The sequence below is a fragment of the Qipengyuania sp. R86523 genome (assembly GCF_044596365.1).
GTDB classification, from domain to species: domain Bacteria; phylum Pseudomonadota; class Alphaproteobacteria; order Sphingomonadales; family Sphingomonadaceae; genus Qipengyuania; species Qipengyuania citrea.
This window is the reverse complement of sequence record NZ_CP138997.1, coordinates 1,309,121-1,334,979: the sequence shown is the minus strand read 5'-3', so window position 1 is coordinate 1,334,979 and position 25,859 is coordinate 1,309,121. Positions and strand designations below refer to the sequence as shown.

The window sequence follows — 25,859 nt, the reverse complement described above, 5'->3', positions numbered from 1 at the left end:
CCCAGCGAAAGCTGGGATCGCTCGCCGCGCGCTGCTAGCTTTCGGGGCGCATGAGCGCGTGGGTCTACATCATGAGCAACCGCGAGGATGGCGTGCTCTATATCGGCTTGACCGCCGACCTCTCTCGGCAAATCGTTCAGCATCGGGAGGGGAAGGGCTCGGCCTTCTGCCGCCGGTACGGGCTTAAGCGGCTCGTTTATGCAGAAGAGCATGACAGCATCGAGGATGCGATCGCACGCGAAAAAGCGATGAAGGCGTGGAAGCGTGCGTGGAAGATCGAATTGATCGAGGGCGTGAACCCTGCGTGGGACGATCTGTTCGACGTGGTGCTTTGATTGCGGGCGATCCCAGCTTTCGCTGGGATGACGAAGTGGGCTGGGCTGACGCCGTGGTGGCAGGGCTTTCCTACACACCCACTTCCATGCCTTACCCTCGCGGATGAAGCACTACCCACCGCGCTCCGCCCGGCCGCGCAGGCCCTCTGTTACCATCCCGCCGTTCCATGCCGTCCCGCTGCGTCATCGCGCCGACGGGTGGACGCCCGTGCGGCAGGCGGAGTTCATCGGACATCTCGCCGCGACGCGTTCGGTCGCGGCGGCGGCGCGCGGCGTTTCGATGGCGCGCGAGACCGCCTATCGCCTGCGCGCGCGGCCCGGGGCGCAAGGCTTTGCGGCGGCGTGGGACGTGGCGCTGGGGTCGGTGCGTTCGGAGGCGGGGCGGGCGCGGCTCGAGGCGGCGCTGGAGGCCGCGCGCGCGGCGAGGCAGGCCGATCGGAAGGTCACGATCCCCGAGCTCGAATGGCGGGTGGCGACCGGGCTGTGGCAGGTCATGCTGCGCGGCGGGCGCTATGCCGGCGTGGTCCGCAAGCCCGATGAAACCGCGCTTCTCGCGCTGCTCTCGCGCACGCGCGCGGCTGCGGGGCGGGCATGATACGCGGCGAAGGTCACGCTTTTCGGGCGCGCGTTTCGCGGTCCATGAATGCGCGCGAATTGATCTCGATCAAGGAGCGGTGTCGGACAGCTGCTATACTGGCCGCATCAAGCGGGGACTCGGCCCACCGGCCGGACCGCAAGCTGGGAGACGATCAATGAAGACGATCCTGTTCAACGCCGCCGATGACGAGGCGTTCACCGGCCGGCTCGATGCCGCGCTCGATCTGGCGCGACAGTTCGATGCGCATCTCACGTTGCTGCACGCCATGCCCTATGAAGCCGCGGCGACCATCGACTTCCACGGCGCCGCCTTCGCCGCCATGGTCCCCGTCTGGCGCGAGGAAGCCGCGAAGCTGCGCGAGCGGACGCTGACCGACCTCGCGAACGAGGGCGTGTCGTGGAACTGGGTCGAATCCGCCGGCCCGGTTGCGCTGGCGATGCTGCGCGAATCCTCGCTCAGCGATCTCATCGTGATCAGCGCGCGCGATGCGCATACCGCCAAGGGCACGCCGTCCTTCACCGCGGGCGAGCTGGCGCTGACCGCCGATTGCCCCGTGCTGGTCCTGCCAGAAACCTGCACCCGCTTCGAAACCGGTGCGCCCGCACTGGTCGCGTGGGATGGATCGGCCGAGGCATCGCATGCGCTCAAGGCGGCGCTGCCGCTGCTGCGCGAAGCGGGGGCGGTCTATCTCGCCACGGTCGGCGAAACGGGCAAGTCGGCCGATGCGCTCGACCTGCCGCCGGTGAAGGGGGCGGACTACCTCTCGCGGCACGGGATCGCCTGCGAGATGGTCGAGCTCGAATGCGGCGACAAGGATGTCGCGGCGACGCTGCTGGGCGCGGCGGAAGCGCGCAAGGCGGGGCTGATCGTGATGGGCGCCTATGGCCGCACGCGGCTGACCGAACGGATCTTCGGCGGGGCGACACGCCGGATGCTGTCCGACGTGCGCATTCCCCTGCTGATGACCAATTGAACCCCGGCGGGTCCGCGGGTCAGTCGCCGCGCGGACCTGCGGGTTTGCCCTTGCCTTTCGGCTTGCCCTTGAACTTGGGCTTTCCGGCAAAGGGCTTGCCGCCCGCGCCCGGGCCCGCGCCCGCGCCCTTGCCTGCGCCGGGTTTGCCGGTGCCGGGCTTGCCCTTCTTGAAGGGCGGCTTGCCCCCGGGCTTGCGGTGGGGGCCGCGGCCGGCGGGGCGGGGATCGACCCGGCCGCCGCCATCGGCGTGCTTGCGGCGGTTCTCGCGGGCCTCGATGCGGGGGCCGTCGGGGGCCTCCTCGATCATGATCTCGTCCTGCTCGTCCTCGGGCGAGGCGGTGCGGGTGACGGTCTCGGCAACCTTGGCGGCGATCGGGCGCGGGACCTGGAACCAGCTCTCGTGCTGGCCGATGCGGATCGCGCCGATCTCGTTGCGGGTGATGTGCCCGCGTCGGCAGATCAGCGGCAGCAGCCAGCGCGGTTCGGCGTTCTGGCGGCGGCCGATGCTCATGCGGAACCACACCACGTCCTCGAAGCCGGGACGGTGGCGTTCGGCCTTCGCCCGGTCGCGCGCCTCGGGGGTGTTGGCGATCAGCTCCTCGGGTGCGGGCATCTCGGCGCGCAGCGTCTGGACCAGAGCGGTGGCGATGTCCTCGGGCGACATCTTCGCCATCAGCTGGGCGCCGAGCTCGCGTTCGTATTCATCGAACTCGCGCGGTTCGGTCAGCCGCTCGATCAGCCGCGTGCGGTCCTTCGCGCGGATCGCCTCGGGGGTCGGTGCGTCGAGCCATTCGGCCTCGATCTGCGCGCCCCGCAGCATGCCTTCGACCCGGCGGCGGCGGTTGTACGGCACCACCAGCGCGGCGGTGCCCTTCTTGCCCGCCCGGCCGGTGCGGCCCGAACGGTGCTGCAACGTCTCGGCATCGCGCGGGATCTCGACATGGATCACCAGGCTGAGCGTGGGCAGGTCGATCCCGCGCGCGGCGACATCGGTGGCCACGCAGACCCGCGCGCGCCGGTCGCGCAGCGCCTGCAGCGCCTGGTTGCGCTCGCTCTGCGAATGCTCGCCCGACAGCGCGACGACGCCGAAGCCGCGGTTCTGCAGCGTGGCATGCAGGCGGCGCACGCTTTCGCGCGTGGCGCAGAAACAGATCGCGGTCTCCGCCTCGTGGAAGCGCAGCAGGTTGACCACCGCGTTCTCGATCTCCGACGGGCCGACGGTGATTGCCTGATAGGCGATGTCGCCATGCCCGCGCGTCTCGCCGGCAAGCGACAGGCGCAGTGCGTTGCGCTGGTAGCGTTCGGCCAGCCGTTCGATCGGGCGCGGCATGGTGGCGGAGAACAGCAGCGTGCGGCGCGTATCGGGAGTCGCATCGAGGATCTCCTCGAGATCTTCGCGGAACCCCATGTCGAGCATCTCGTCGGCTTCGTCGAGCACCACGCCGACCAGGCCCGACAGGTCGAGCGCGCCGCGCTCGAGATGGTCGCGCAGGCGGCCGGGCGTCCCGACGACAATCGCCGGACCGGCGCGCAATGCACGGCGTTCCTTGCTGGCATCCATCCCGCCGACGCAGGTGGCGATGCGTAGTCCGGCACCCGCATAGAGCCAGCCGAGTTCGCGGCTGACCTGTAGCGCGAGCTCGCGCGTCGGCGCGATCACCAGTGCCAGCGGCTTCTCCGACAGGGGCGTGCCGCCAACCGCGTCGAGCAGTTCGGGAGCAAGCGCCAGGCCGAAGGCCACGGTCTTGCCGCTCCCGGTTTGCGCGGAAACAACCATGTCGCGGCCGTGCGCTTCGGATTCGGTCACGGCCTGCTGGACGGGGGTAAGCGCGTCGTAGCCACGGGCGCTCAAAGCCTCGCCGATAACCGGCGGGAGGTTGGAAAGGGGCATGGTATTCTTTCGGTTGCGCGTATGCACGGGCGGGGGGTGCCCGGCTGGTCGCGGCGCGGGCACTGCCCGCAGTCGGAGGCGCCCCTACACGCAATTGGAGCGTTTGGCCCGCACTTTCTTGCGCAGGCCGAAATGGCGCGCGTCACGCCCCTCGCGCTTTGTGACGCAACCGCGTCAGCGCACGCGCAATTGTCCGCAAACCGACGCGATGCGGAAATATCGCAGTCAAACTGCGCGCCTAGGCGGCTCTCAACGATAGCGGAGGGCAATAATGAGAATCAGGAATACGCTTCTTGCCGGGGCTGCCATTGCGGCGCTGGCACTTCCCGGCATGGCGCAGGCCGGCGATCTTGCCGGCACCGTATCCGATGCCACCGACACCATCGCGCTGCGCAGCGCGCAGGTGCGCATTGTCGAGATCGACCGCGTGACCGCGACCGAGCGCGATGGCTCGTTCCTCTTCGCAGACGTTCCGGCGGGCGATTACACGCTCGAAATCAGCTATGTCGGGGCGGAAACGGTCAGGCGCGCGATTACCGTCCCGGCCACCGGCACGGTGCGCGCAGAGATCGCGATGACCGGCTTTGGCGACGATGAAATCCTGGTCGTGGGCCAGGTCGCGAACCTTTCGAGCGCCCTGTCGCGCAAGAAGGAAGCTGATGGCGTGTCCGACGTGCTGACACGCGACGCGATCGGCCAGTTTCCCGATCAGAACGTCGCCGAAAGCCTGCGCCGCCTGCCCGGCATCAATGTCCTCAACGACCAGGGCGAGGGCCGCTTCGTATCGGTCCGCGGCCTGTCGCCCGATCTCGTCTCGTCATCGCTCAACGGCGTGCGCCTGCCGTCGCCAGAGGCCGATATTCGCGCGGTCGCGCTCGACGTCGTATCTTCGGACATCATCGAATCGATCGAAGTGAAGAAATCGCTCACGCCCGATATGGATGCCGACACGATCGGCGCGTCGGTCGAGATCGAGACCACCAGCGCGTTCGACCGCAAGACGCGCCTGCTGACCGCCAAGGTTGAAGGCAGCTATAATGATTACGCCGATGAGATAAGCCCCAAGGGCAGCCTGGATTTCGCCACCCGCATCGGTGACAATTTCGGCATTTCGGGCGGCGTCAGCTATTACCGCCGCACGTTCGAGACCGACAATATCGAAGCCGACGGGTGGGAGGAGGACGACGGCGTCATCTATGCCGAGGATCTCGAATACCGCGATTACGATGTCGAACGCGAACGTATCAGTGCGACGCTCGGCCTCGACCTTCGCGCGGGCGACAGCACCGAACTGTATGCCCGCGGCGTCTACAGCCAGTTCGACGACCAGGAGAGCCGCCGGCGCCTGATCTTCGATCTCGGCGATGCGATCGTTACGGGTGCAGGCAGGACGGTCGGTTACAGCGACACCGATCCCGACCCCGACGAGGACGCGGCGATTACCGTCGAGCGCGATGTCAAGGACCGCTTCGAATCGCAGAAGATCCGTTCGCTCGTTTTCGGCGGCGAAAGCGATTGGGGTGATTGGTTCGCCAATTATTCGGCGAGCTGGGCAAAATCGAGCGAGCGGGAGAACGGCAGCCTCGATCCCATCGCATTCGAACGCGAATATGAGGAAGAAGGGTTCGGCGTCGCTCTCGACTTCGCCGATCCGCGCATCCCGCTCTACAGCGTCAGCGATCCGACGGGCGATTTCACCGACCCCGGTGCCTATGCGCTGAACGATATCGAATTCGTCGCGCTGTCGGATGCGCAGGACGAGGAATGGGCCGCCAAGTTCGACCTGGGACGCCGCTTCGCCGCCGACAATGGCGAGTTCACCGTACAGGTCGGCTTCAAGGGCCGCTGGCGCGACAAGACTTATGACGCGAACGTCGAGTTCTACGAAAACGACGCCATGACGCTGAACGACGCGCTGGGCGAAGGACAGACCTATCGCCTGACCGGTATCGGGCCGGTTGCAGGTTTCACTGAAGGGTCCGACTTCTTCCGTGCCAACTTCAGCGATTTCGAATTGCAGGACGTTGACAGCGCGTTCGACAGCACGGTCGAGGATTTTGCAGTCGCTGAAGAAATCATGGCCGGCTATTTGCTCGGCCGCTGGGAAAGCGCGGACCTGCGCGTGATCTATGGCCTGCGCTACGAGCACACGGACAACACGCTGGTGGGCAACAACGTCCTGCTGGTCGAAGAAGACGGGACACTGCCCGACGGGTCGATCGCGACTGATGACACGGTCCTCGTGTCCCCGGTCTCGATCGACAAGAATTACGATCACTGGCTGCCTAGCCTCAACCTGCGGTACGAACCGCAAACCGATCTGGTGCTGCGCGCCGGCTTCTACCGTTCGATCGTGCGGCCATCGCCGTTCCAGCAGGCGCCCCATTTCGCGGTCGAGGAAGCCGATGACGGCGAACGCAGCGGCGAATTCGGCAACCCCGCGCTGCTGCCTACCGAAGCCTGGAATTTCGACGCTGCGGCCGAGTATTACATGAGCGCGACCGGCGCGCTGCACGCGTCGGTCTTCTACAAGAGCCTCGACAATTTCATCGTCGATGTGAACACCGATGTCGCGGGCAGCTTCCGCGGTATCGCCTTCGACGAAGCGACGATCGCCCGCAACGGCGACGAAGCGGACATTTTCGGTATCGAACTGGGCTTTTCGCAGGCTTTTACCGGCACGCTCGACGGCTTCGTGGTGCAGGCGAACTACACCTTCACCGATGCCGATGGCACGGTGACCACGCTGGCCAGCGAGGGACCGCGATCGATCCCGCTGCCTGCGACGGCGAAACACACCGCCAATTTCTCGGTCGGATACGACAAGGGCCCGATCGATATCCGGCTGTCGGGCACATACCGCGACAAGTATCTCGACGAGCTGTCGGACACGAGCGATCTCGACCGCTATGTCGACGACCATTTCCAGCTCGACCTGTCGGCCAAGTACCGCGTGACGGATTCCGTTCAGCTGTTCTACGAATGGGTGAACATCAACAATGCCAAGTACTTCGCCTATAATAGGTTTGGCGGCGGGCGTAACCTGTATCAATATGAAGAGTACAATTGGACCATGAAGGGCGGCGTGAGGGTGACTTTCTGATGCGCAGGGATTTTCGTATATTCGCACTTGCCGGGATCGGCCTGACCGCAGCTTGCGCCACCGTACCCGCGCCGGGCGACCCCGCCGTGCCGGTTTACGCGGTGGCGGAAACCCAGCCGGTGGTGACAGCCAATGAAGATGCGGCGGACGACCCGGCGATCTGGCGCAACGCCGCTGCGCCCGCCGACAGTCTGATCGTTGCGACCGACAAGAAAGCGGGGCTCTATGTCTATGATCTCGGCGGCCAGCCGCAGAGCTTCACTGCCCATGCGGCGCTGAACAATGTCGATCTGGTCGACATGGGGGACCAGGGCATTGTCGTCTTCGCCAGCGACCGGAGCGATCTGGCACAGGCGCGGATCGCACTGTTCCGGCTGGACACGGCCAGCGGATCGCTTGTCGAACTGGGCAGCGTCGCGTCCGGACCCGGCGAGGCCTACGGCATCTGCGGGACTCGGCGCGGCGACCGGCTGATCGTCTATACCGCCCCCAAGAGCGGCCGGATCGGCGAATGGGAAATCACGCTGAGTGATACCCCGACCGCGCGCGAACTGCGCACGATGCAGGTTCCTTCGCAGCCCGAAGGCTGCGCCGTCGATCACCGCGATGGCACGCTTTATATCGGCGAGGAAGCGGCCGGAATCTGGCGCTTCCGCAGCGGTGCGACGGCGGGCGAACTCGTCGCCGCGGTCGATGGGCGCAAGATCGTGGCCGATCTCGAAGGTCTTGCCCTGATTCCGGAGGGCGATGAGGGCGGCTGGCTTTATGCCTCGAGCCAGGGCGACAACACCTACATGCGTTACGCGCTGCCGGATGTGACCCCCGCAGGCCGCTTCCGTATCGCCGCAGGGCAATATGGCAGCACCGAGGAAACCGACGGGATCGAGGCGCAGCGCGGTGACTTCGGCCCGAACTTCCCCGGCGGGCTGTTCATCGCGCAGGACGGCGTGAACGACGGCCGGGCGCAGAACTTCAAACTGGTGCCGCTTGGCGCGATCGAGAAAGCGCTGGGCGACTGATACCGGCGACCCGGTCCGGGCCGGTTACTCAGCGGGAGCGAGCGCCGGTCCGGACGCGGCCTCGCGGTCGCGCTGCAAACGCAACAGTGCAACCGCCACGGTCAGTGCCAGCGTGCCCCAGAACAGTGCGACAAAAGGTGCGCCATTACCGATCAGCAGGCGGGCAAACAGCGTGGTCACCAGCGCTATCGGCACACCGCTGACGAAGCCCGACCAGACCGCTCTCGTGCGCGGGGCGGGGCGGCCCTGGCGGGCCCGCTTGTTAAGCCAGATGAAGGTCCCGGTGGCCACCACCGCGGTCAGCGCGAGCCCGAAGGCGATATAGGCGATCTTGACCGGCAACCCGCCGTAATTGCCGAAGTGCAGATTGTAGGTCGAGGCTGCCAGTTGCTGCCCGATCGTCCCATCGGCGAGGCCGGTGGTTCCGTGGAATTCGCCGTCCGGACCGTAAGCGTAATACTCGCCGAAAATCAGCCGGCGCGGATGCTCGCCCACGATCTGGATGTGCTGGCCGGCCGTGCGCGGATCATGCAGGATGACGTAATAGGGCTCCACCTCGGGATAGGCGCGCGCCATATGCGCCAGCGCCGGGCGCGCGTCGGCGACCGGAGCGCTGGCGGGGTTTTGCGGGGCTTCCTCGCCGAAAATGGGGGCCAGCGCTGCCTCGCTGTCGCCGCCATAGGCGGTTTCGGCCACAATGCCGCCGGAGACGTAGAACAGGCCGATCATGGCGCCGGTGAGCGATATGGCGAGGGCAAAGGGGAGGGTCCACACGGCCAGCCGGTTGTGCCAGTCGACCGTGGCGACCGCGTCGCGGCGCCGCGCGCGCAGGCGGAAGGCATCGCGGAAGATGCGCGGGTGAGCGACGATACCCGAGATCGACAGCGCGACGATCATCGCGCCGAATGCACCCACCAGCGTCATGCCGTAAATCGCGGGGAGGTTGAGCCGGTAGTGCAGCGCCAGCAGGAATTCAGACCAGGCGTTCTCCTCTGGCATCACGATGGTGCCGTCGGCATCGACATGGAATGCCTGCGTATCGGTGGTGATCGTCGTCCGCGGCAGCGCATCGGTCGGCATGTGCACGAAGAGGTGGGTGGTGGTTGCGCGATCGTTTTCGACCGACAGCACGTTCTCGATCCCGCGCTGGACCGCCGCAGGTTCGATCGCGGTCATTTCGGGCGCATCCCGCTGCTCGAACCGCTGCCATTCCTCGTACAGCACAATCGCCGTGCCGGTCGCGCAGATCAGGTACAACAGCGCACAGCACACCAGGCCGAGCGCGGTGTGGGCGGCAAGGCCCTTGCGAACGGTTTCCTTGGCAAATTCGAGGCTCATCAAAATCCCCCCACAAGAACGGCCAGCGCCAGCGCCGCTATCGCAACCGCGCTGGTGAGTAGCAATTGCTTCCCGCGGGTTTGGGTGATCAGCAGGACAAAAGCCAGTATCGGCCACGCCAGTGGCACCAGCCCGAGAACGGCGACATTGCCATTGGCTTCACCCGCGCCTGCCGCGATCAGCGCCAGGCGCGCCGCAAGTGCGAACAGGACCGACACGACGAGCGCCAATGGCCCGGCGATCGCAAAGGTCGCCAGTGCCTGCCCGATCCGCGTGCCGCCGACGCCGTTCAACGCTTCGGTTTCACGCAGCGGCCGCGCGGGTCGCTGGCGGCGCGGGTGTTCGAACACCGCTTTCGCGAGGATCGCTATCGCAGTCCCGACCGCGAACAGCGACGTGACCGCGATCCCCCAGGCGCCCGCCACGGCCCCGCCGATGACGACGCCGATGGCCAGCGCAGCCCAGCCCAGGGCGTTGAGCCCTGCAGCCCGGCCGGGCCGGCCCCAAGACATTCGCAGCAAGGCGATACCCATCACCGCCAGCGCACCCGCCAGCCAGATAAGCTCCGGGCTGACCATCAGAAGTTGAACGCCAGCGAGCCGTTGATCGACCGGCGTTCGCCGGGGAAGCAGTCGCCGCGCACGAGGCAGACCGAGAAATAGTCCTCGTCGGTGACATTGCGGGCGGTCACGCGCAGTTCGAAGGGCCCGAAATCATAGCCCGCCGAAAGGTCACCGACCGTACGGCCGTCGACGCGGTAGGTCAGCAGATTCCCGTCGAGGGCCGAAATGCCGCTGCTTTCGTTGCCGCCGACATAGCGCACGCCGCCGCCGAAGCTGAAGCCGTCGAGCGCGCCAGCGAAATCATACATGGCGAAGAGCGAGGCCTGCCAGTCCGAAATCGACGAGAGCGGCAGGCCGTTGGGGTCTTCGGCATCGAGATAGCTGGCATTCGCGTCGAGCCGCAGTCCGCCCAGCAGCGCGTTGGCCTCGAACTCGACACCGCGGACCTTCGATACGCCTTCCTGCTGGCTGTTGGCGCCAAACAGCGAATTGGGGTTCGGCAGGTTGGAAATTTCGATGTCGAATGCCGCAACCGTAACCAGCGCATTGACGCCGCGCGGCTGCCATTTGATCCCCACCTCATACTGGCGACCTTCCTGCGGCTTGAGCTGCTGGTTGGTTATCGTGTCGATGCCCACAACCGGCTGGAAGCTCTCGGCATAGCTGGCATAGGGCGAAATGCCTGCCGGGCCGCGATACAATACGCCAAAGCTGACACTGGTCGCATCATCTTCCTGCGTTGTACCGTTCTCTACCGCATTGGTCACTTCGTCGAAACGGATGCCCGCCGTGGCTACGAGATTGCCCAGCGTCATCGTGTCGGAGATGTAGTAGCCCGTCGTATCGATGAAGTTGCGCGGGCCATTGCCCTGTGCCTGCCGCACTTCGTCCACGCTGAGCACGTTCTGGTACTGCGGATCGAAGGCATTAAGGACACCCCCGTTGAAGATGTAGGCGGTGTCGCTGTCGGTGAAGACATCCTGATACTGGACGCCGGCGAGAAGTTCGTGCTCGATCGGCCCGGTGTCGAATTCGCCGCGCAGGCGCACGTCGAAGGCCATCTGTTCGCTGCGGTTGTCGGCGAGGTAATAGGTCCACAGCCCGTTTCCATCGGCGTCCAGCCGCGGCACTCCGTTGCCCGCGAAGGCGATCCACGCCTGCCGGTATTCGGCATCCGAACGCATGTAGCGACCGATGCCTTCGAGCGAGAATGCCTGGCTCAGTTCCTGTTCGACGATCAGCGACAGCGCGAAGCTCTGCGTGTCGTATGCGTTGAAGCCCGGGGCCCCGTGGTAGACATAGGGATCGATTTTCTGCCCTCCGGGTGCGGGCAGAAGTGTGCCGGTGACCGGCAGGAACTGGTGCGCGGTGTCCGATTCCTGATCCGAGTAATTGGCCAGGACGGTGATTTCGGTGCCGGAAGCAGGACGCGCGGTGAAGGACGGCGCGAGGACGAGCTTGTTGTCCGAGACTTCCTCGATCTGCGAATCGGCATCGCGGTATAGCCCGACGAAACGGAACTGGGCCTCGTCCTCCGCGCCGGGGATCGCGACATTGATATCGGTCGCGATCTGCTTGCGATCGAAGCTGCCGTAATCGACGCGCAGCTGACCTTCGCTTTCGCCATGCGGGCGCTTGGTCACCACATTGAGAATGCCGCCGGGCGCGCCCGCGCCATAGAGCACCGAGGCCGGGCCCTTGAGCACCTCGACCTGTTCGAGCGTGTAGAGGTCCTGCCGCGTGTTGTTGTAGAAACCGAACAGATACTGGAGGTTGTCACGATACTCCGGTGCATCGAGGCCGCGGACCTGGACGAAATCGCCGCGGGTGGAAAATCCGAACGGTTCCGCCGTGACGCCAGCCGTATAGGTCAGCGCATCGTCGAGCGATTGCGCGCCCTTGATGACGAAGTCCTGCTGCGTTTCGATCGAGATCGAGCGCGCGACTTCCACGATGGGAGTATCCGACTTGATCGCGCCGAATTCGCTCAGCGTCCCGGTCACCACGATGGCGCTGGCATCCGCCTGGGCGGTCTCATTGTCCGTGTCGGCTTGCGCGTCTTGGGCAAAAGCGGGGGCGGCCAGCGTAAGTGCGAGCGTGGCAGTGGTGGTGGCCAGAATAGCCTTCATCGACGAATCCCTTGTTCTGAATGTTTGTTCGGCGCGCTGGTAATGAGAGTCACTCGCATTAGCAAGGCCAGTCTGGATCTGCGCGGTTATCTGCCCGCCAGAGTGCCCGCGATGGCCCGTTCGTGTGCGCGTGTGCGCACGTCCAACCAAAACCCCGATCGCGCGGTCGGATTTGGAGCAGGGCAGCGCCATGCGCCGCCGGAATTGCCCGTTCAGCGGTTCGTCGCGAATGGGGAAAAATGCAGGGCCGCGTTCAGGTCCTGCTGGGCGGCTCAGCTGCCGCGCGGGACGCGTTTGCGCATCATGCCTTCCTGCGCAACGCTGGCGACCAGTTCGCCCTGCCGGTTGAAAATGCGCCCGCGGTTGAAGCCGCGGCCCCCGCCGCTCCATGGCGCATCCGTGGCATAGAGCAGCCATTCGTCGGCGCGCGCGGGCCGATGGAACCAGATCGCGTGGTCGAGGCTGGCCCCCACCAGTTCGCCGCGCATCCACGACAGGCCATGCGGTAGCGCGCTGGTGCCCAGCAACGTGTAATCGCTGGCATAGGCGATTACCGCGCGGTGCAGCGCGGGATTGTCTTCGATCGCGGGCAGCGGCGCGACGGTGCGGAACCAGCTGTGCGCGCGTGGCTCGCGCGGTTCGCTGTTCATCCAGTGCAGCCGGTCGACCGTGCGCATTTCGATCGGCCGGGGGCGCAGCACCAAATTGCGCTGCTGCTCGCTCATGCGTTCGCCCATGCGTTCGACCATCTGGCGCCGCATTTCCATGTCGCCGCGCAGGTCCTCGGGCGGTTCCACTTCGGGCATGGTTACATCGTCGTGCGACAGGCCGTCTTCGGGGCGCTGGAAGCTGGCGGTCAGGTTCAGGATCGGGCGTTTGTCCCCGCCTTCCTCCTGCTGGCTGGCGACCACCCGCCGGTTGGCGAAACTGCGGCCATCGAAATCGCGCGCGATGTCGTAAGAGATGTCGAGCCCTTCCTTGCCGCCGCGCAGGAAATAGGCATGCAGCGAATGCGCTTCGAGGCTCTCGGGCGCCGTCGCCTGCGCCGCTTGCAATGCCTGCGCGATGACCTGCCCGCCAAAGACGCGGCCCACCCCATTGGGCTGCTTTAGCCCGCTGAAAGCGTCATCACCTTCGCGTGTGACGGACAGCAGGCTAACGAAGCCTGCGACGAGTTCTTCCGGTGTCTTTTCAATGCTCACGGGTGCCGGTTTGCGGGTGCTTTACGTTTGCGTCAAGCACTGCACGTACGTGATTGCCGAAAAGCGTACATCGCGAGGCCGATACTCATAAACAGTTCGCGGTATTCGGAGCTGTCGAAGACCATCAGCTTGGTGGGACCGAGTGCGAGCATGGTAAGCTGGCCCATGCCGACCCAGATCGCGAGCGCGCTCCACAAGAGCGTCTCCCGCCGCGTGGCGCTGCTGCGCGCGAAGGCCGCGCAAACGGCCAGCCCGGTCCAGAAGGCGGCTTGCACGGGCAGCAGCGTCCAATGGCTGTAGGTGAAGACCAGCATCGGCGCGGACACGGCGGCAACGGTGCGGTCGGGCAGGAATGGCGCCACAACGCGCACCATCGGCCAACGCGCCACATCGCTTTCGCGCAGCAGCGGCAGCAACAGGAGAAAAACGCCGGTGCCCGAATACAGCGCCAGTTCGGTAATATCGGTATGGAAATTGTGCAGGTTGAATTCACCCTGCCAGTTGCGCGCGGCGATCGCTTCGGGCGTGGCGAAGCCGATCTGCCGCTGGAACCAGCTGACTTCTTCGAAGGCCATCAGTCCGAAGAGTGCGGCAAAGCCCAGGCTGACCACCATCGGAACCCAGCGCTGGCCATGCCCGGGTTGCCGCCGGGTACGATCCCGCAGCCGCCATCCCATCAGGCCCGCGGCGCCGAACAGCAGCACGGCGGAAAGCCATTCGATCGTGCTGTCCTCGGCCCCGATCTGCGCAAAGGCACCAGGGCTTTCGGCAAGCAGGGCGATCGCTGCGAGCGAAAGCAGCGCGACCGCGAAGGCGAGCGCTCCCGCGTGTACGCTCACCTGCTCGCGGCGAACCTGCGATTGCGCCAGGGCTGCAACGAGCAGGAAACTCAGCACGGCTATTCCCGCGGTGCGCATCCAGTGCCAGCCATCGTGGATTGGCGCTTCCTCGCGGGCAAAATGCCAGCCGAGCACGATTTGTTCGTACGCCGCGGCCGCGATCATGAAACCGCACCAGAGCAGCGCGCTGCGGATGACGGGGGATCGCAGCGCGATCACGCCGCGCGTTCCCACCACGGCGAAAGCAAGCGTGCGAGCACGGCGTTGCGGACGAACAACAGGTCGACCAGATGCGCGCCGGGCTGGGCGCCCATCTCGCTCTTGTACCCGGCATCGCCGACACCCCAGCTGATGCGCCGCACGCCGCGCTCGCCCGCCCGCGCAAAATCGTCATAGAGCAGGACGCGGCCGGCACCGAACTGGTTGAAGCGCTGGTCGTAATTGTTGGCGATGTAATAGCGCACCGGTCCGGCCTCGATCCCGAAGGTGAAGGCGGCGGGTGTGTCCCCGATCCACATCAGGCTTCCGAATAGCATGGCTGCCAGCACCGGGTCGGTGCAGATATCCTCCCAATAGCGCCGCATCTCGGGGTCGCGAAACTTGGTGTCCCCGCCATCGGCAAGCGTCCCGAGCCAGCTCTCCGCTTCGATCTGAGCCAATGCGTCGCGCTGCCGCGCAGTCCAGTCGCTTCCGCTAAAGAATTCGACCGAGACCGCGCCGCCTTCTTCCTCCAGCCTCCGCTTGCGCCAGCGGTTCTTGCGCTGCGTCTTGGTCGACGGCCAGGCGCCGTCCTGCCGCAAGGCTGCGAGATCGATCTCGAACACCTGGCCTAGCGGACGCGCCAGCGCGTGCCACCCGGCCTGGCGCAGCGCCAGGCGTAGCCGCTTGAGTTCGGGATCGCCGGCTTCCACCGGGCCGAGCCGCCAGATCGAGCCAAGCCGCTTGCGCTGCCGGCCGAGCGCGTCGGCGAGAACCGCCTCGTCGATGCCGGGGGCTAGCGGAACTCCGCGGAAGGGCCAGTAGCTCCCGGCAATCTCGCGCAGCCGGAAAGGGCCGCGGCGGCGCATGGCCAGTCCTAATGCAGCAAGCGCCATGCCCTCTTCGCCGCGCAGCACCATGCGGTCGGGCGGGGCGGGAGAGGCACCGAACCACCGGCTGCGCAGGAACGCCCGCTGCTGCGGACCATCCTGCGCCAGCGCGTCGAACTGCGCTGCGTCATCGCCGTGCTGCTGGTCGCTTGTCATGCTCTCGGGGGGCGTATCAGTTCGGACTACCGAAAACCCTGCGCCAGGCGCGAAAGGCCAGCGACTTTGTACGATTGCGCGCCGGCCAGCGTCCGGGCGCGGCGGGGCGATAGCCGGTTTTGCGGACAAGGCCGTTGAAGCAGCGCGCGCCGGCCTCGTCATAGCTCCATTGGCTGCGCCAGGTGATCGATAGGGAGAGCGAGGGTTCGGATCCGTTGCGGACGAAATGCGGTGCCATGACCGGCACGTACACCGCCTCGCCCGGCTCGAGCGCGAAGGGCGTGCCGTCTGCAAGCAAGGCATCGTCCCACGGCAGCTCGCGCGGCCCGCCGAGGTGATAGCTTTCGTGGACACGATCGGGTGCAAAGCGGGCATCGCCGGCGGGGAACTGCGTCATGACCTTGGTCCCGCGAAGCTGCAGCAGGATATTGTGTTCGGGATCGAAGTGATACGGCGTCACGGCGTTGGGGCTCGAGACGAAGATGAACCCCTGGGGAGTCAGCAATTCGCCCGTGGTTGCTTCTATTGCGGGGCGCAATTCGTCGAGCAGCCCCATGAGCAGCGCCTGGTATTCGGGCTGCTGCTCGATGTTCTTGAGTACCGCCCAACTGCGGCAGGTGGCAATGTTGCGGATGGTATCCCCGATTGTCAGGCCGGTGGCGCCGGGTTTGCCGTCGACCCCGATCGGCAGGTCCCCACGATTGTATTCGACCGAGCTGCCCGGCAACGCTTCGCCCAATTGCGCCAGCGAATCGAGCGACAGCCGGAAATCGGCTTCGAGCCCGTGACGCAGGACATGCGGCGTTTCCGGATAGGCGCGAGCGAAGGCCGCCAAAGATTGCGCGGGAAAGACCCGGTGGTGCGAAACAGATGGGGTGCCGTCATGCCTGGTCATTTGCGGTTCCTGCCCCGGCGCAGTTCAAGCGCGGTCAGCGCGCGCCCGATGCCGCGGCGCAGACGGCCGCCGATGGGGATCGACAGTTTGACGATTTCGCGCCGGTCGGGCCAGATCTGGCCGATCATCGGGTGGTCGGGTGCTGCGCAGCTGTCCGACAGGGTTACGCCCCTGCGTTCGAGAATGGCGAGATTTTCGACCTGCAGCAGCATGCCGGGGGAAAGTTTTGCCAGACTTTCATCAAATGTGGTCTTGAACCCGAAGGCGTGGGGCTCGCAGACGAAACTGCTGAGCATGGCGATCGGTTGTCCGTCCAGGTGGAAGGCCAATCGCTCGAGTTTTCCCAGCCGGGCCGCCGCTTCCAGGCTTTCGCGGAACACGGCCTCGGTATTCGTCGCGCTGGAGATCGCCGAGCCCTGGGCGCCTTTCCAGCCTGCCTGTTCGAGTTCGAGAAACTGGTCGATCCAGCTCCCAAGCCCGGTGTCATCGTCGTGGCGCGTCAGCACCAGCTCGCCGAGTTCTTCCAGCCGCCGCCGCTTGCGGTTCAATTCCTTGCGGCGCTTCTTGTCGAGCGCCAAGCGCAAATGGTCTTGCGGGGATCGTCCGCCGTGCAGCACGGCGCGCTCGATCGTTTCGACGATGCGCAGGCCGCGATCCGGTTTTCCGGCGATATCACGCAGCGCCGCCAAGGCAGCGCCATCGGCCGGGATTCCGGAAAGGTGGAAGAACAGGCTGCCGTGCGCGTGACGATCGCACCAGTCGAGCATGTGCTGCCAGAATGACGCGCAATGATCGGCCCTGACCAGGGGTTCGCCGCTAAAGGCGTTGGAATGCAGCCAGTTGGCGAGATGCGGCAGAGGCCTGCCGTGATAGTCGCGGTCGCGCAGCATGGGCATCAGCCCGACCAGTTCTCCGCGCACGACATGGGTGGCGAGCATGACCTCGCCCTTGGGGTCGAACTGGCGCAGCGATGGCAGCAGAAACCATGCTTCGTTGAAGGGATTGGGCGTCGCGCTGGCAAGTGCCAGGCGACGCCATTTCTCGATGAAACGGGCGTTATCCGCATCGCGCCATGACGCGACCGAGAACCCTTCGCTCAGGCCGGCCACGCCGCTGCGCGTGCTGGTGCCCTGCAAGCGGCCCTCGTGCTCGCCGCCGGGACCGAGCCGGTTGCTGGTCGTGAGTTCATCGATATGCGCCACTGCATTCCCCATCGGGCGACAAGCATAGGAAAAAAGCGCTTAAACTGGGTTAATGCGTCGAGAAGGACGGTGGCGGCACGTCTGTCCATGCCACCACCGCCTTCACCCGGACGCGTCGTCAGCCGCCCGCAAGCGCGGCAAGCAGCAAGAGCGCCACGATATTGGTGATCTTGATCATCGGGTTGACCGCCGGACCGGCTGTGTCCTTGTAGGGATCGCCGACCGTATCGCCGGTAACTGCGGCCTTGTGGGCTTCGCTGCCCTTGCCGCCGTGATGGCCGTCCTCGATATACTTCTTCGCATTGTCCCATGCGCCGCCACCGGCGGTCATCGACAAGGCCACGAAGATCCCGCCGATGATGACGCCGAGGAGCAAAGCCCCAAGCGCAGCAAAGGCGTTTTCCTGACCGGCGAGGAAGTAGATCGCGTAATAGATCACGATGGGAGCCAGGACCGGCAGCATCGAGGGTACGATCATTTCCTTGATCGCGGCCTTGGTGACGAGATCGACGGTGCGCGCATAGTCGGGCTTGCTGGTGCCCGCCATGATCCCCGGATCGCCCGCGAACTGTTCGCGCACGTCCTTGACCACATCGCCCGCAGCGCGGCCGACCGCGGTCATGCCCATCGCACCGAACAGGTACGGGAGCAGTGCGCCCAGCAGCAAACCTACGATCACGTATGGGTTCTCGAGGCTGAAATCGACGTCCGCATCGGGGAAGAACTCCGCGAGGTCGGTCGTATAGGCCGCGAACAGCACCAGTGCGCCCAGACCTGCCGAACCGATGGCATAACCCTTGGTCACCGCCTTGGTGGTGTTGCCCACTGCATCGAGCAGATCGGTCTTCTCGCGCACGCTGTCGTCGAGACCAGCCATTTCGGCGATCCCGCCGGCATTGTCGGTCACCGGACCATAGGCATCGAGCGCGACGACCATTCCCGCCAGTGCCAGCATGGCCGTTGCGGCATAGGCGATGCCCATGAGCCCGGCGAGCTGGAAGGTGGCGATGATCCCCGCGACGATGACGATCGTCGGCAGCGCGGTCGATTCAAGGCTGATAGCCAGTCCCTGGATCACATTGGTGCCGTGTCCGGTCTCGGAAGCCTTGGCGATCGACCTTACCGGGCGAAACCCGGTCCCGGTGTAATACTCGGTGATCCAGATGATGAGGCCGGTGATGACCAGCCCGATGACCGAACACCAGAACAGGTCCCAGCCGCTGAACGAGCGGACCTGTTCGGCAGTGCCTTCTTCGGCCAGCGGCGCCCCGGGGTCGATCCCGGCGATACTGCCGCCGATTTCGGTACCCATGCCGCCGAGAACCTGGCTCATGACCAGCCAGATCAGCGGGATTGCGAGAACAGCGGTGACGATGAAACCCTTGTACATCGCGCCCATCACATTGGTGCTGTTCTTGCCCAGCTTCACGAAATAGGTGCCGATGATGCTGGTCACGATGCAGGCCCCGCCGATGAGCAGCGGCAGCGCCATCATCGGCAGCAGCAGATCGCCCAGCGTTTCACCGAACAGCAGCGCGGTCAGCACCATGGTGGCCCCGACCGTGACGACATAGGTTTCGAACAGATCGGCAGCCATGCCCGCGCAGTCGCCGACATTGTCACCGACATTGTCGGCGATGACCGCAGGATTGCGCGGATCGTCCTCGGGGATCCCGGCTTCGACCTTGCCGACCAGATCGGCACCGACATCGGCGGCCTTGGTGAAAATCCCGCCGCCAAGACGCGCGAAGATCGATATCAGCGAGGCGCCGAAGGCCAGGCCGACCAGCCCGTCGATCACTTCGCGGCTGTTGGGGGCGTGTCCCCCGGGGCCGACAAGGTACCAGAAGAACACCGCAATCGCGAGCAGGGCGAGGCCTGCCACCAGCATGCCGGTGATCGCGCCCGCACGGAAGGCCAGCGTCAGGCCTTGCTGAAGCCCGCTTTGCGCGGCAGCGGCGGTACGCACGTTGGCGCGCACCGAAATGTTCATGCCGATGAAGCCGGCGACACCCGACAGGATCGCCCCGATCACGAAGCCGACCGCCGGCACGATGCCGAGGAAGGCGAAGACCAGCACTGCTACCGCGATGCCGACCACGCTGATCGTCGTATACTGGCGTTTCAGATAGGCCTGTGCGCCTTCCTGGATTGCGCCGGCGATTTCCTGCATTCGTTCGTTGCCGGCGCCTGCGCCAAGCACCTGGCGGCTGGTGACGAAGCCGTACACGACGGCCAGCAGTCCCAGCAGTATTGCTATGAGAACTAGGTCCACGAAATTTCCCCCTCCCGCTATGTTTATATCTTTCTGCGCTCCGGCGCGGGAAACGCCGAGGCTTAGCGAAGGTATAAGCGGCATCCGTTACGTGACAAGGTGGAATTACGTAGCAATATTTCGCCGCGCACGGCCCTGCGCGCAAGCAATCAGTGGCGGTAGCCAAGCCCTTCGGCATCGGGGAAAATCTCGCCGTCCAGCGATAGTCCGGGGGGGCCACCGGTCACCGTCCCGACACGTGCAGCGGCAACGGGAAGGGCAGCATCGGCGGGCGCGGTAAACAGCAATTGGTAGTCGTCGCCCCATCGCATGCATTCCCCCGCCTTCTGCGGATCGGCCACCGGGACCTGCGCGCTGTCGAGCGCCAGTTCGACGCCGCTGGCATGCGCGAGGCGCCAGGCGTCGAGCAGCAAGCCGTCGGAGACATCCATCATCGCCGTTACATGCGGGGCCAGCGCGATTCCTTCGGCCACCAGCGGGCGCGGGCGGCGATAGGCGAGGTCTGCGCGGCTGCCGCTGGCGCGGTCGCCGAGGCCGAGCATGGCATAGCCGAGCGTGCCGGTAACGAACACCGCATCGCCTGCCCGCGCGCCGCGGCGGTCGGGCGCGGGCGTATGCGTTGCCTTGCCGACCGCGGTGCATCCCCAGACCCTGCGGCCTTCGGCGCGCACGGTATCGCCGCCCAGCAGCGCCACGTCGTATTCGCCGAGGATTTCACGCAAGCCCTCGATAAAGCGCGCGTCGGAATCGCCCAGCATATGCGACACCAGCACGCCGAGGGGCCGTGCACCCTTGGCTGCCAGATCGGACAGGTTCACTGCGACGAGCTTCCATGCAACGTCGGCAAGGTCCTCGTCCGCGCGGACGTGGACGCCCTCGACCAGCGTGTCGTGGGTGAGGACCAGCTGCTGGCCGCCGACATTCAGAACTGCGGCATCATCCTCGAGACCGCGTGCGGCGGGGGTGTCCGCCAGCGCCTTGAGAGCGGCGACGAACGCGCTTTCGTTCAGCGTCCGGCCTCGGTCGCCACGGCGTCGAGGATGCCGTTGACGAATTTTGCCTCGCGATCGTCGAAAAATGCCTTGGCGACATCGACATATTCACTGATCGAGCTGGCCTTGGGGACATCTTGCCGGGCGATCAGTTCGTAAGTGCCCGCACGCAGGATCTGCAGCATGGTCTTGTCGAGCCGCGCCAGCGTCCAGCCCTGCGCCAGCCGCGCGGTCAGCTTGTCGTCGATCTCCGCGCGGCGCGCATCCACGCCCGTGACGAGGTCGTCGAAGAAATCGACGTCGGCTTCGGCATATTCCTCGTCTTCGATCACGCGGCCGAGCCGGTGCTGGTGGAACTCGTTCAGCAGCCTGGTCACGGCGGTGCCTTCCATATGCTGCTGGTAGAGCGCCTGCACGGCACCGAGGCGGGCCGCGCTGCGGGCCTGGGACTTCGAATTCTGGTTCATTTCAATCTCGTGGAAATCGACAGCGCGTGCGCGGGAAGCCCCTCGGCCTCCGCCAGCCTGACCGCGGCCGGGCCGATCGCGGCCAGCGCGGCTTCGGAGGCGTCGATGAAGCTGGTGCGCTTCATGAAGTCGAGCACCGAAAGGCCGCTGGCAAAACGCGCGCGGCGCCCGGTGGGAAGGACGTGGTTCGGGCCGGCGATATAGTCGCCCACCGCTTCCGGCGTGTGCCGGCCGAGGAAGACGCTGCCGGCATGGCGCAGCCGGTCGAATAGGCCCTGCGGTTCGTCGACCATCAGCTCGACATGCTCCGCTGCCAGACGGTCCGACAGGGCGGGTGCCTCATCGAGACTGCCAACCACCACGATCAAGCCATGTGCGTCCCAGCTGGCCTTGGCCGTCTTGCCGGTGGGCAGCTTCATCAACGCGAGGTCGACTGCGTCCTCGACCTGCCGAGCCAGCGCGTCGCTGTCGGTAATCAGGATCGACTGGCTGGTCGGGTCGTGCTCGGCCTGGCTCAGCAGGTCGGCGGCGATCCATTCGGGATTGTTGTTGCCATCGGCGATGACGAGAATCTCGCTGGGCCCGGCGACCATGTCGATGCCGACCACGCCGTAGAGCTGGCGTTTCGCTTCGGCGACCCAGGCATTGCCCGGCCCGGCGATGACATCGACCTTGCCGATCCGGTCGGTGCCATAGGCCAGCGCGGCCACGGCTTGCGCCCCGCCGACCCGCCAGATTTCATCCACGCCCGCGATATGGGCAGCGGCGAGAACCAGCGCGTTGGTCTCGCCGCCCGGCGTAGGCGTGGTGACGACCAGCCGCTCCACGCCTGCGACTTTCGCGGGGATCGCGTTCATCAGCAGCGACGAGGGATAGGATGCGCGTCCGCCGGGGACATACAGCCCAGCGGCTTCGACCGCGTTCCAACGCGCACCGAGCCGCATGCCGATATCGTCGTTATAGTCGCGGTTTTCGGGAAGCTGGCCCTCATGATATGCGCGGATGCGGCTGGCCGCGGTTTCCAGCGCATCGCGCAAGTCGGGGTCGAGCGCATCATAGGCTTCGCGGCAGGCGGCCAGCGGTATGCACCAGTCATCGTCTTGCGCCAGCCGGTGGCTGTCGAAGCGCGCAGTGTATTCGGCCAGCGCGGCATCGCCGCGTTCGCGCACTTCGTTGATCATCGAGGCGACATCGCGCCCGACTTGCGTATCGCTTTCCCGGCGATCGCGCACGATCCGGGCAAAAGCGCTTTCGAACCCGGCGTCGACGGTTTTCAGGAATTGCATCAGGCGGCCTCGCGCTGTGCCGCGTCGGCGCGGAAGGCTTCGACCAGCGCGGCCACGCGCGGATCGGTCTTCAGCGCGGCTCGGTTGACGATGAGGCGCGCCGAAATGTCGAGGATACGGCTGGTTTCGACCAGGCCGTTTTCGCGCAGCGTCGTGCCGGTGGAGACCAGATCGACGATCCGCCCGGCAAGGCCGAGTGCGGGCGCGATTTCCATCGCCCCGTTCAGCTTTACGCATTCGGCCTGGATGCCCTGCCGTTCGAAATGGCGGCGGGTGAGGTTGGGGTATTTGGTCGCGACGCGCAGGTGGCTGGCACCGTCGATGCTTTCCGCGCCTTCTACCGGCTCGGCCACCGCAAGATGGCAGTGCCCGAAGTCGAGATCGACGGGCGCGTAAAGGTCCGCATAGTCGAATTCCTCGATCACGTCCGAACCGACAATACCCATCTGCGCTGCGCCATGGGCCACGAAAGTCGCGACGTCGAAGGCGCGCACGCGGATCAGGCGCATGTCATTGCGCGTGGTTGCGAAGGTCAGCGAGCGGTTCGCCTTGTCGTGGAAAGCGTCTTCGGGCACGACCCCGGCACGCGCCATGACTGGCAGCGCTTCGTCAAGGATACGGCCCTTTGGAACGGCGAAGGTGAGGCATTCGTTCATTGGATGCGCAAATAGGCAGCGAGGGTGCAAAGGGCAATGGCGATCGACAAGGCAAAATATGTCGTGACCACGCCGGGGGCCACCGGCCCGGCGGCGGTGGCACGCGCTTTCGAAAACCAGGTGGCCTATTGCCGCGACAACCGCGCGGGGGTCACCGCGCTGGTCTGCCAGGCGGTTGGCGACCTGCTCGATACGGACCGCGGCGGCGCCTTCATGCGACGGGTGCGCCGCTGGGCCGGTCCGCCGCTGCCCGATGCACTGCCTCTACGTGTAGCGGGGGGACTGCACGCCCTGCACCAGAGCGGGGAGGAGCCGGGCCTGTCGCCGATCTACGAAGGACTGGGCCCGAACAATGCCGCCGAACTCGTCGCTGCGGCGATCGAACGGCACGAAGCCTTCCTTATGCCGTGGCTCGACGGTCCGCCCCAGACCAACGAAGCCGGCCGGTCGGCCAGTTTCGCGGCGGCATTCCTGTGGCTGGTGGAACAGGGGCTTCCCGGCCATTTCGACCTGCTCGAGATCGGCTCCAGCGCGGGCGTCAATTTGATGATGCGGCGATATCGCTATGACCTCGGCGGCGTCTGCGTTGGGCCCAAGAATGCGCGCATGCGGATTGCGCCCGAATGGCGCGGCGCGTCCCCGCCGGACCAGGGGTTCGACATCGTCGGTGCACAGGGCTGCGACGTGTCGCCGATCGACCTGACCGACGAAGGGCAGGTCGCGCGCCTGAAGGCCTATATCTGGCCCGAATTTACCGACCGCTTCGCCCGATTGGAGACGGCGATCGCGGCGGCGCATACCTTCCCGCCGGAGATCGAGCGCCGGCGGGCGGTCGATTTCCTCCGCGATCGGCTGGAACGTCCGCAGGAACGAGGGACTACGCGGGTGCTAATGCATTCGGTGGTCTGGCAATACATTCCGCGCGACGAACGCGACCAGATCGTCGAATTGATGGAAGCCGCGGGGCAGCGCGCGGACTCCGAGACGCCGCTCGCCTGGGTCAGCCTGGAGGCCAACCGCGATACGCACCGGCATGAGCTGACCGCCAGCTACTGGCCCGCCGGCGATCTGAGGCGCAATCTTGCCACCGCCCATCCGCATGGCGCATGGATCGAATGGAAGGGCTGATCAGCCGGTTCGGCCAAGGAACGCGTCGGCCGCCGCATTGAACGCTTCGGGTGCTTCCCATTGAACGAAGTGTCCGCAATCGGGGACCTTCACCACTTCAGGGTCGGCAACCATCTGGTCGAGCCCGTCCAGATTGGCGGAAGGCAGCGCTTCGTCGTCCATCGCCCAGATCACCAGCGTGGGTATCGCCAAGGTCGGCAGCGGGTGGGGCTGGTAATCTTCGGGCAGTGCGTAGGGTGCATCGGGCGGCGGAACCGTCATCGGGCTGGCGCGGTAATAGTTCAGCATTCCGAATGCTGCATCGGGATCGGACCAGTCCTTCAGCATGGCCGCGGCTTCGTCCTTTTCGACGCGCGCCATCACCTGTCCTTCGAACGCCTTCATCAGCAGTGGCGCGAGCCCATGCTCGCGCACCAGGGCATCATTCGCCGGATCGCGGAAGGTCGTGAAGTACTGGCTCGCCTCGCGCTGCTGGCGATTGGTGTAGAGGAGCTTGGGAAACAGCACCGGATGCGGCGCATTGGCAATGATAGCGCGCGTGACGCGGCCGTTCGCCATGCCGCCATAGGCCACGCCCCAGGCGATCGCGCCGCCCCAGTCGTGACCGACGATGGTGAAAGTCTCGACCCCCAGCGCATCGGCGAGCAGGAACACATCGCCCACCAGCTTGTCGGGCGTATAGGCCTCAACCTCCTGCGGCTTGGACGACCCGCGATAGCCGCGCTGGTCGGGCGCGATGCAGCGAAACCGGCCGGAGAAATGCGGGATCTGGTTGCGCCAGGTGCGGTGGCTTTCGGGAAAGCCGTGCAGGAAGATCAGCACGGGCGCATCGCGCGGACCTTCGTCCACCACATCGAGTTCGATGCCGTTCGCTAGCACCACGCGCTTCTGCTGCAGCGGCATGCTCAACTGTCCGCCTTCATCTTGTCCATATATCCGGCCGCGACCATACCCGCGACCTGGTCGAGCAGTTGATCGGGTGTCCGGCGCAGTTCGCCCATGGCCTCTTCCACGCCTTCGGCGACGATGATCTCGCGCTGGTTGGCCTCCACCGCGTCGACGATCCGTTTGGCGGCTTCGTCCGGGGCGATGCCGTTGTCGATCATCTTGTCGCTGCGCCCGCGCTTGCTGCCATCGGCGGTAAGCGCATTGCGGCTGACATCGGTGGCGACCGATCCCGGGCACACGACATGCACCGAAACGCCTTGCTGCGACAGCTCGGCCCGCAGCGCGTCGGCATAACCGATGAGCCCGAACTTGGCCGCGCAATAGGCGGTGCGCATCGGCACGCCGACCTTGCCGGCGATCGAACTGATGAACAAGAGCGTGCCGCTCTGCCGCGCGACGAGATGGGGCAGCAGCGCCTGTGTCGCGGCGATCTGCGCGGTGAGGTCGATGTCGATGATCTCGCGGTATACCGCCATGTCGGTATCCACCGCCGCACTGCGCTGCGAAATACCCGCATTGGCGACAAAGATGTCCACTCCGCCATGCCAGTCGACCGCTTGCTTCGTTGCCGCTGTCATCGCGGCTTCGTCGCGCACGTCGAAGGGCAGGATCAGCGTTTCGCCGTCTATACCGCCGGCGACCTGCGTCAGCCGCGCCTCGTCGCGGCCCGACAGGATGATGCGCGCGCCGCGTGCCGCCCATTCACGCGCGAGCGCCGCGCCAATGCCGCTGCTCGCGCCCGTGATCCAGGCGGTCTTGCCTTCGAAACTCATTAT

22 protein-coding genes are annotated in these 25,859 nt (G+C 65.7%); 6 read left to right on the top strand and 16 right to left on the bottom strand.

Translation table 11 applies throughout. The features are described from left to right. The first annotated feature begins 50 nt into the window (after positions 1 to 50). The 3 genes from SJY12_RS06630 to SJY12_RS06620 all read left to right on the top strand — a co-directional run bounded on the left by SJY12_RS06630 (position 51) and on the right by SJY12_RS06620 (position 1,906). Complete coding sequence (locus SJY12_RS06630; RefSeq protein ID WP_397504837.1) at positions 51 to 335, top strand: GIY-YIG nuclease family protein; 285 nt, start codon at positions 51 to 53, stop codon at positions 333 to 335. A 103-nt stretch (positions 336 to 438) separates the two neighbouring features. Beyond that, positions 439 to 930, top strand: coding sequence for a hypothetical protein (locus SJY12_RS06625; protein ID WP_397504836.1), 492 nt, complete (start codon positions 439 to 441; stop codon positions 928 to 930). 157 nt (positions 931 to 1,087) lie between these two features. Beyond that, positions 1,088 to 1,906, top strand: coding sequence for a universal stress protein (locus tag SJY12_RS06620; RefSeq protein WP_050599370.1), 819 nt, complete (start codon positions 1,088 to 1,090; stop codon positions 1,904 to 1,906). A 19-nt stretch (positions 1,907 to 1,925) separates the two neighbouring features. Here the strand turns inward: SJY12_RS06620 and SJY12_RS06615 are convergent, their stop codons facing one another. Further along, positions 1,926 to 3,797 carry a DEAD/DEAH box helicase gene (locus SJY12_RS06615; RefSeq protein ID WP_397504835.1) on the bottom strand — a complete coding sequence of 624 codons (1,872 nt, stop codon included), beginning with the start codon at positions 3,795 to 3,797 and terminating at the stop codon, positions 1,926 to 1,928. 271 nt (positions 3,798 to 4,068) lie between these two features. On the opposite strand from SJY12_RS06615, the gene SJY12_RS06610 reads away from it, so the two are divergent. Both SJY12_RS06610 and SJY12_RS06605 read left to right on the top strand, forming a co-directional pair. Further along, complete coding sequence (locus tag SJY12_RS06610) at positions 4,069 to 6,900, top strand: TonB-dependent receptor (RefSeq protein WP_397506606.1); 2,832 nt, start codon at positions 4,069 to 4,071, stop codon at positions 6,898 to 6,900. Beyond that, positions 6,900 to 7,919, top strand: coding sequence for a phytase (locus SJY12_RS06605; protein ID WP_397506604.1), 1,020 nt, complete (start codon positions 6,900 to 6,902; stop codon positions 7,917 to 7,919). The genes SJY12_RS06610 and SJY12_RS06605 overlap by 1 nt, the downstream gene beginning before the upstream one ends. Positions 7,920 to 7,943: 24 nt before the next feature. Here SJY12_RS06605 and SJY12_RS06600 read toward each other — a convergent pair whose 3' ends face one another. From SJY12_RS06600 to hisG, 13 genes are all read right to left on the bottom strand, one after another. Then, a complete protein-coding gene (locus tag SJY12_RS06600) occupies positions 7,944 to 9,257 on the bottom strand; it encodes a PepSY-associated TM helix domain-containing protein (protein ID WP_397506602.1) in 1,314 nt (437 codons plus the stop codon). Next, positions 9,257 to 9,835, bottom strand: coding sequence for a hypothetical protein (locus SJY12_RS06595; protein ID WP_397506600.1), 579 nt, complete (start codon positions 9,833 to 9,835; stop codon positions 9,257 to 9,259). The genes SJY12_RS06600 and SJY12_RS06595 overlap by 1 nt, the downstream gene beginning before the upstream one ends. Continuing rightward, the gene (locus SJY12_RS06590; RefSeq protein WP_397506598.1) at positions 9,835 to 11,949 is read right to left on the bottom strand and encodes a TonB-dependent siderophore receptor; all 2,115 of its coding nucleotides are present in this window, start codon (positions 11,947 to 11,949) and stop codon (positions 9,835 to 9,837) included. Before SJY12_RS06590 ends, SJY12_RS06595 begins: the two co-directional genes overlap by 1 nt. 272 nt (positions 11,950 to 12,221) lie before the next feature. Beyond that, positions 12,222 to 13,151 carry an acyl-CoA thioesterase gene (locus SJY12_RS06585; protein WP_397506596.1) on the bottom strand — a complete coding sequence of 310 codons (930 nt, stop codon included), beginning with the start codon at positions 13,149 to 13,151 and terminating at the stop codon, positions 12,222 to 12,224. Between the two features lie 32 nt (positions 13,152 to 13,183). After that, a complete protein-coding gene (locus tag SJY12_RS06580) occupies positions 13,184 to 14,227 on the bottom strand; it encodes a hypothetical protein (RefSeq protein WP_397506594.1) in 1,044 nt (347 codons plus the stop codon). Then, the gene (locus SJY12_RS06575; RefSeq protein WP_397506592.1) at positions 14,206 to 15,234 is read right to left on the bottom strand and encodes a GNAT family N-acetyltransferase; all 1,029 of its coding nucleotides are present in this window, start codon (positions 15,232 to 15,234) and stop codon (positions 14,206 to 14,208) included. The genes SJY12_RS06580 and SJY12_RS06575 overlap by 22 nt, the downstream gene beginning before the upstream one ends. Before the next feature lie 16 nt (positions 15,235 to 15,250). Beyond that, positions 15,251 to 16,129, bottom strand: a complete 879-nt coding sequence (locus tag SJY12_RS06570) for a cupin-like domain-containing protein (protein ID WP_397506591.1) — start codon at positions 16,127 to 16,129, stop codon at positions 15,251 to 15,253. Then, positions 16,126 to 17,331 carry a GNAT family N-acetyltransferase gene (locus SJY12_RS06565; protein ID WP_397506589.1) on the bottom strand — a complete coding sequence of 402 codons (1,206 nt, stop codon included), beginning with the start codon at positions 17,329 to 17,331 and terminating at the stop codon, positions 16,126 to 16,128. Before SJY12_RS06565 ends, SJY12_RS06570 begins: the two co-directional genes overlap by 4 nt. Positions 17,332 to 17,449: 118 nt before the next feature. Continuing rightward, the gene (locus tag SJY12_RS06560; protein WP_063505877.1) at positions 17,450 to 19,606 is read right to left on the bottom strand and encodes a sodium-translocating pyrophosphatase; all 2,157 of its coding nucleotides are present in this window, start codon (positions 19,604 to 19,606) and stop codon (positions 17,450 to 17,452) included. A gap of 149 nt (positions 19,607 to 19,755) precedes the next feature. Continuing rightward, complete coding sequence (gene thiL, locus SJY12_RS06555; protein WP_397506660.1) at positions 19,756 to 20,616, bottom strand: thiamine-phosphate kinase; 861 nt, start codon at positions 20,614 to 20,616, stop codon at positions 19,756 to 19,758. After that, on the bottom strand, positions 20,613 to 21,065 hold the full coding sequence (gene nusB / locus SJY12_RS06550; protein WP_050599356.1) for a transcription antitermination factor NusB: 453 nt from the start codon (positions 21,063 to 21,065) through the stop codon (positions 20,613 to 20,615). Before nusB ends, thiL begins: the two co-directional genes overlap by 4 nt. Continuing rightward, entirely contained in the window at positions 21,062 to 22,351 is a 1,290-nt protein-coding gene (gene hisD, locus SJY12_RS06545) for a histidinol dehydrogenase (RefSeq protein WP_397506587.1), read from the bottom strand. The genes nusB and hisD overlap by 4 nt, the downstream gene beginning before the upstream one ends. Next, a complete protein-coding gene (hisG, locus tag SJY12_RS06540) occupies positions 22,351 to 23,007 on the bottom strand; it encodes an ATP phosphoribosyltransferase (RefSeq protein WP_063506448.1) in 657 nt (218 codons plus the stop codon). The genes hisD and hisG overlap by 1 nt, the downstream gene beginning before the upstream one ends. A gap of 36 nt (positions 23,008 to 23,043) precedes the next feature. Between hisG and SJY12_RS06535 the strand changes: the two genes are divergently transcribed. After that, a complete protein-coding gene (locus SJY12_RS06535) occupies positions 23,044 to 24,135 on the top strand; it encodes a DUF2332 domain-containing protein (RefSeq protein WP_397506585.1) in 1,092 nt (363 codons plus the stop codon). Here SJY12_RS06535 and SJY12_RS06530 read toward each other — a convergent pair whose 3' ends face one another. After that, entirely contained in the window at positions 24,136 to 25,038 is a 903-nt protein-coding gene (locus SJY12_RS06530; protein ID WP_397506658.1) for an alpha/beta fold hydrolase, read from the bottom strand. A 2-nt stretch (positions 25,039 to 25,040) separates the two neighbouring features. Beyond that, the gene (locus SJY12_RS06525; RefSeq protein ID WP_397506583.1) at positions 25,041 to 25,856 is read right to left on the bottom strand and encodes an SDR family NAD(P)-dependent oxidoreductase; all 816 of its coding nucleotides are present in this window, start codon (positions 25,854 to 25,856) and stop codon (positions 25,041 to 25,043) included. Positions 25,857 to 25,859 lie beyond the last annotated feature (3 nt).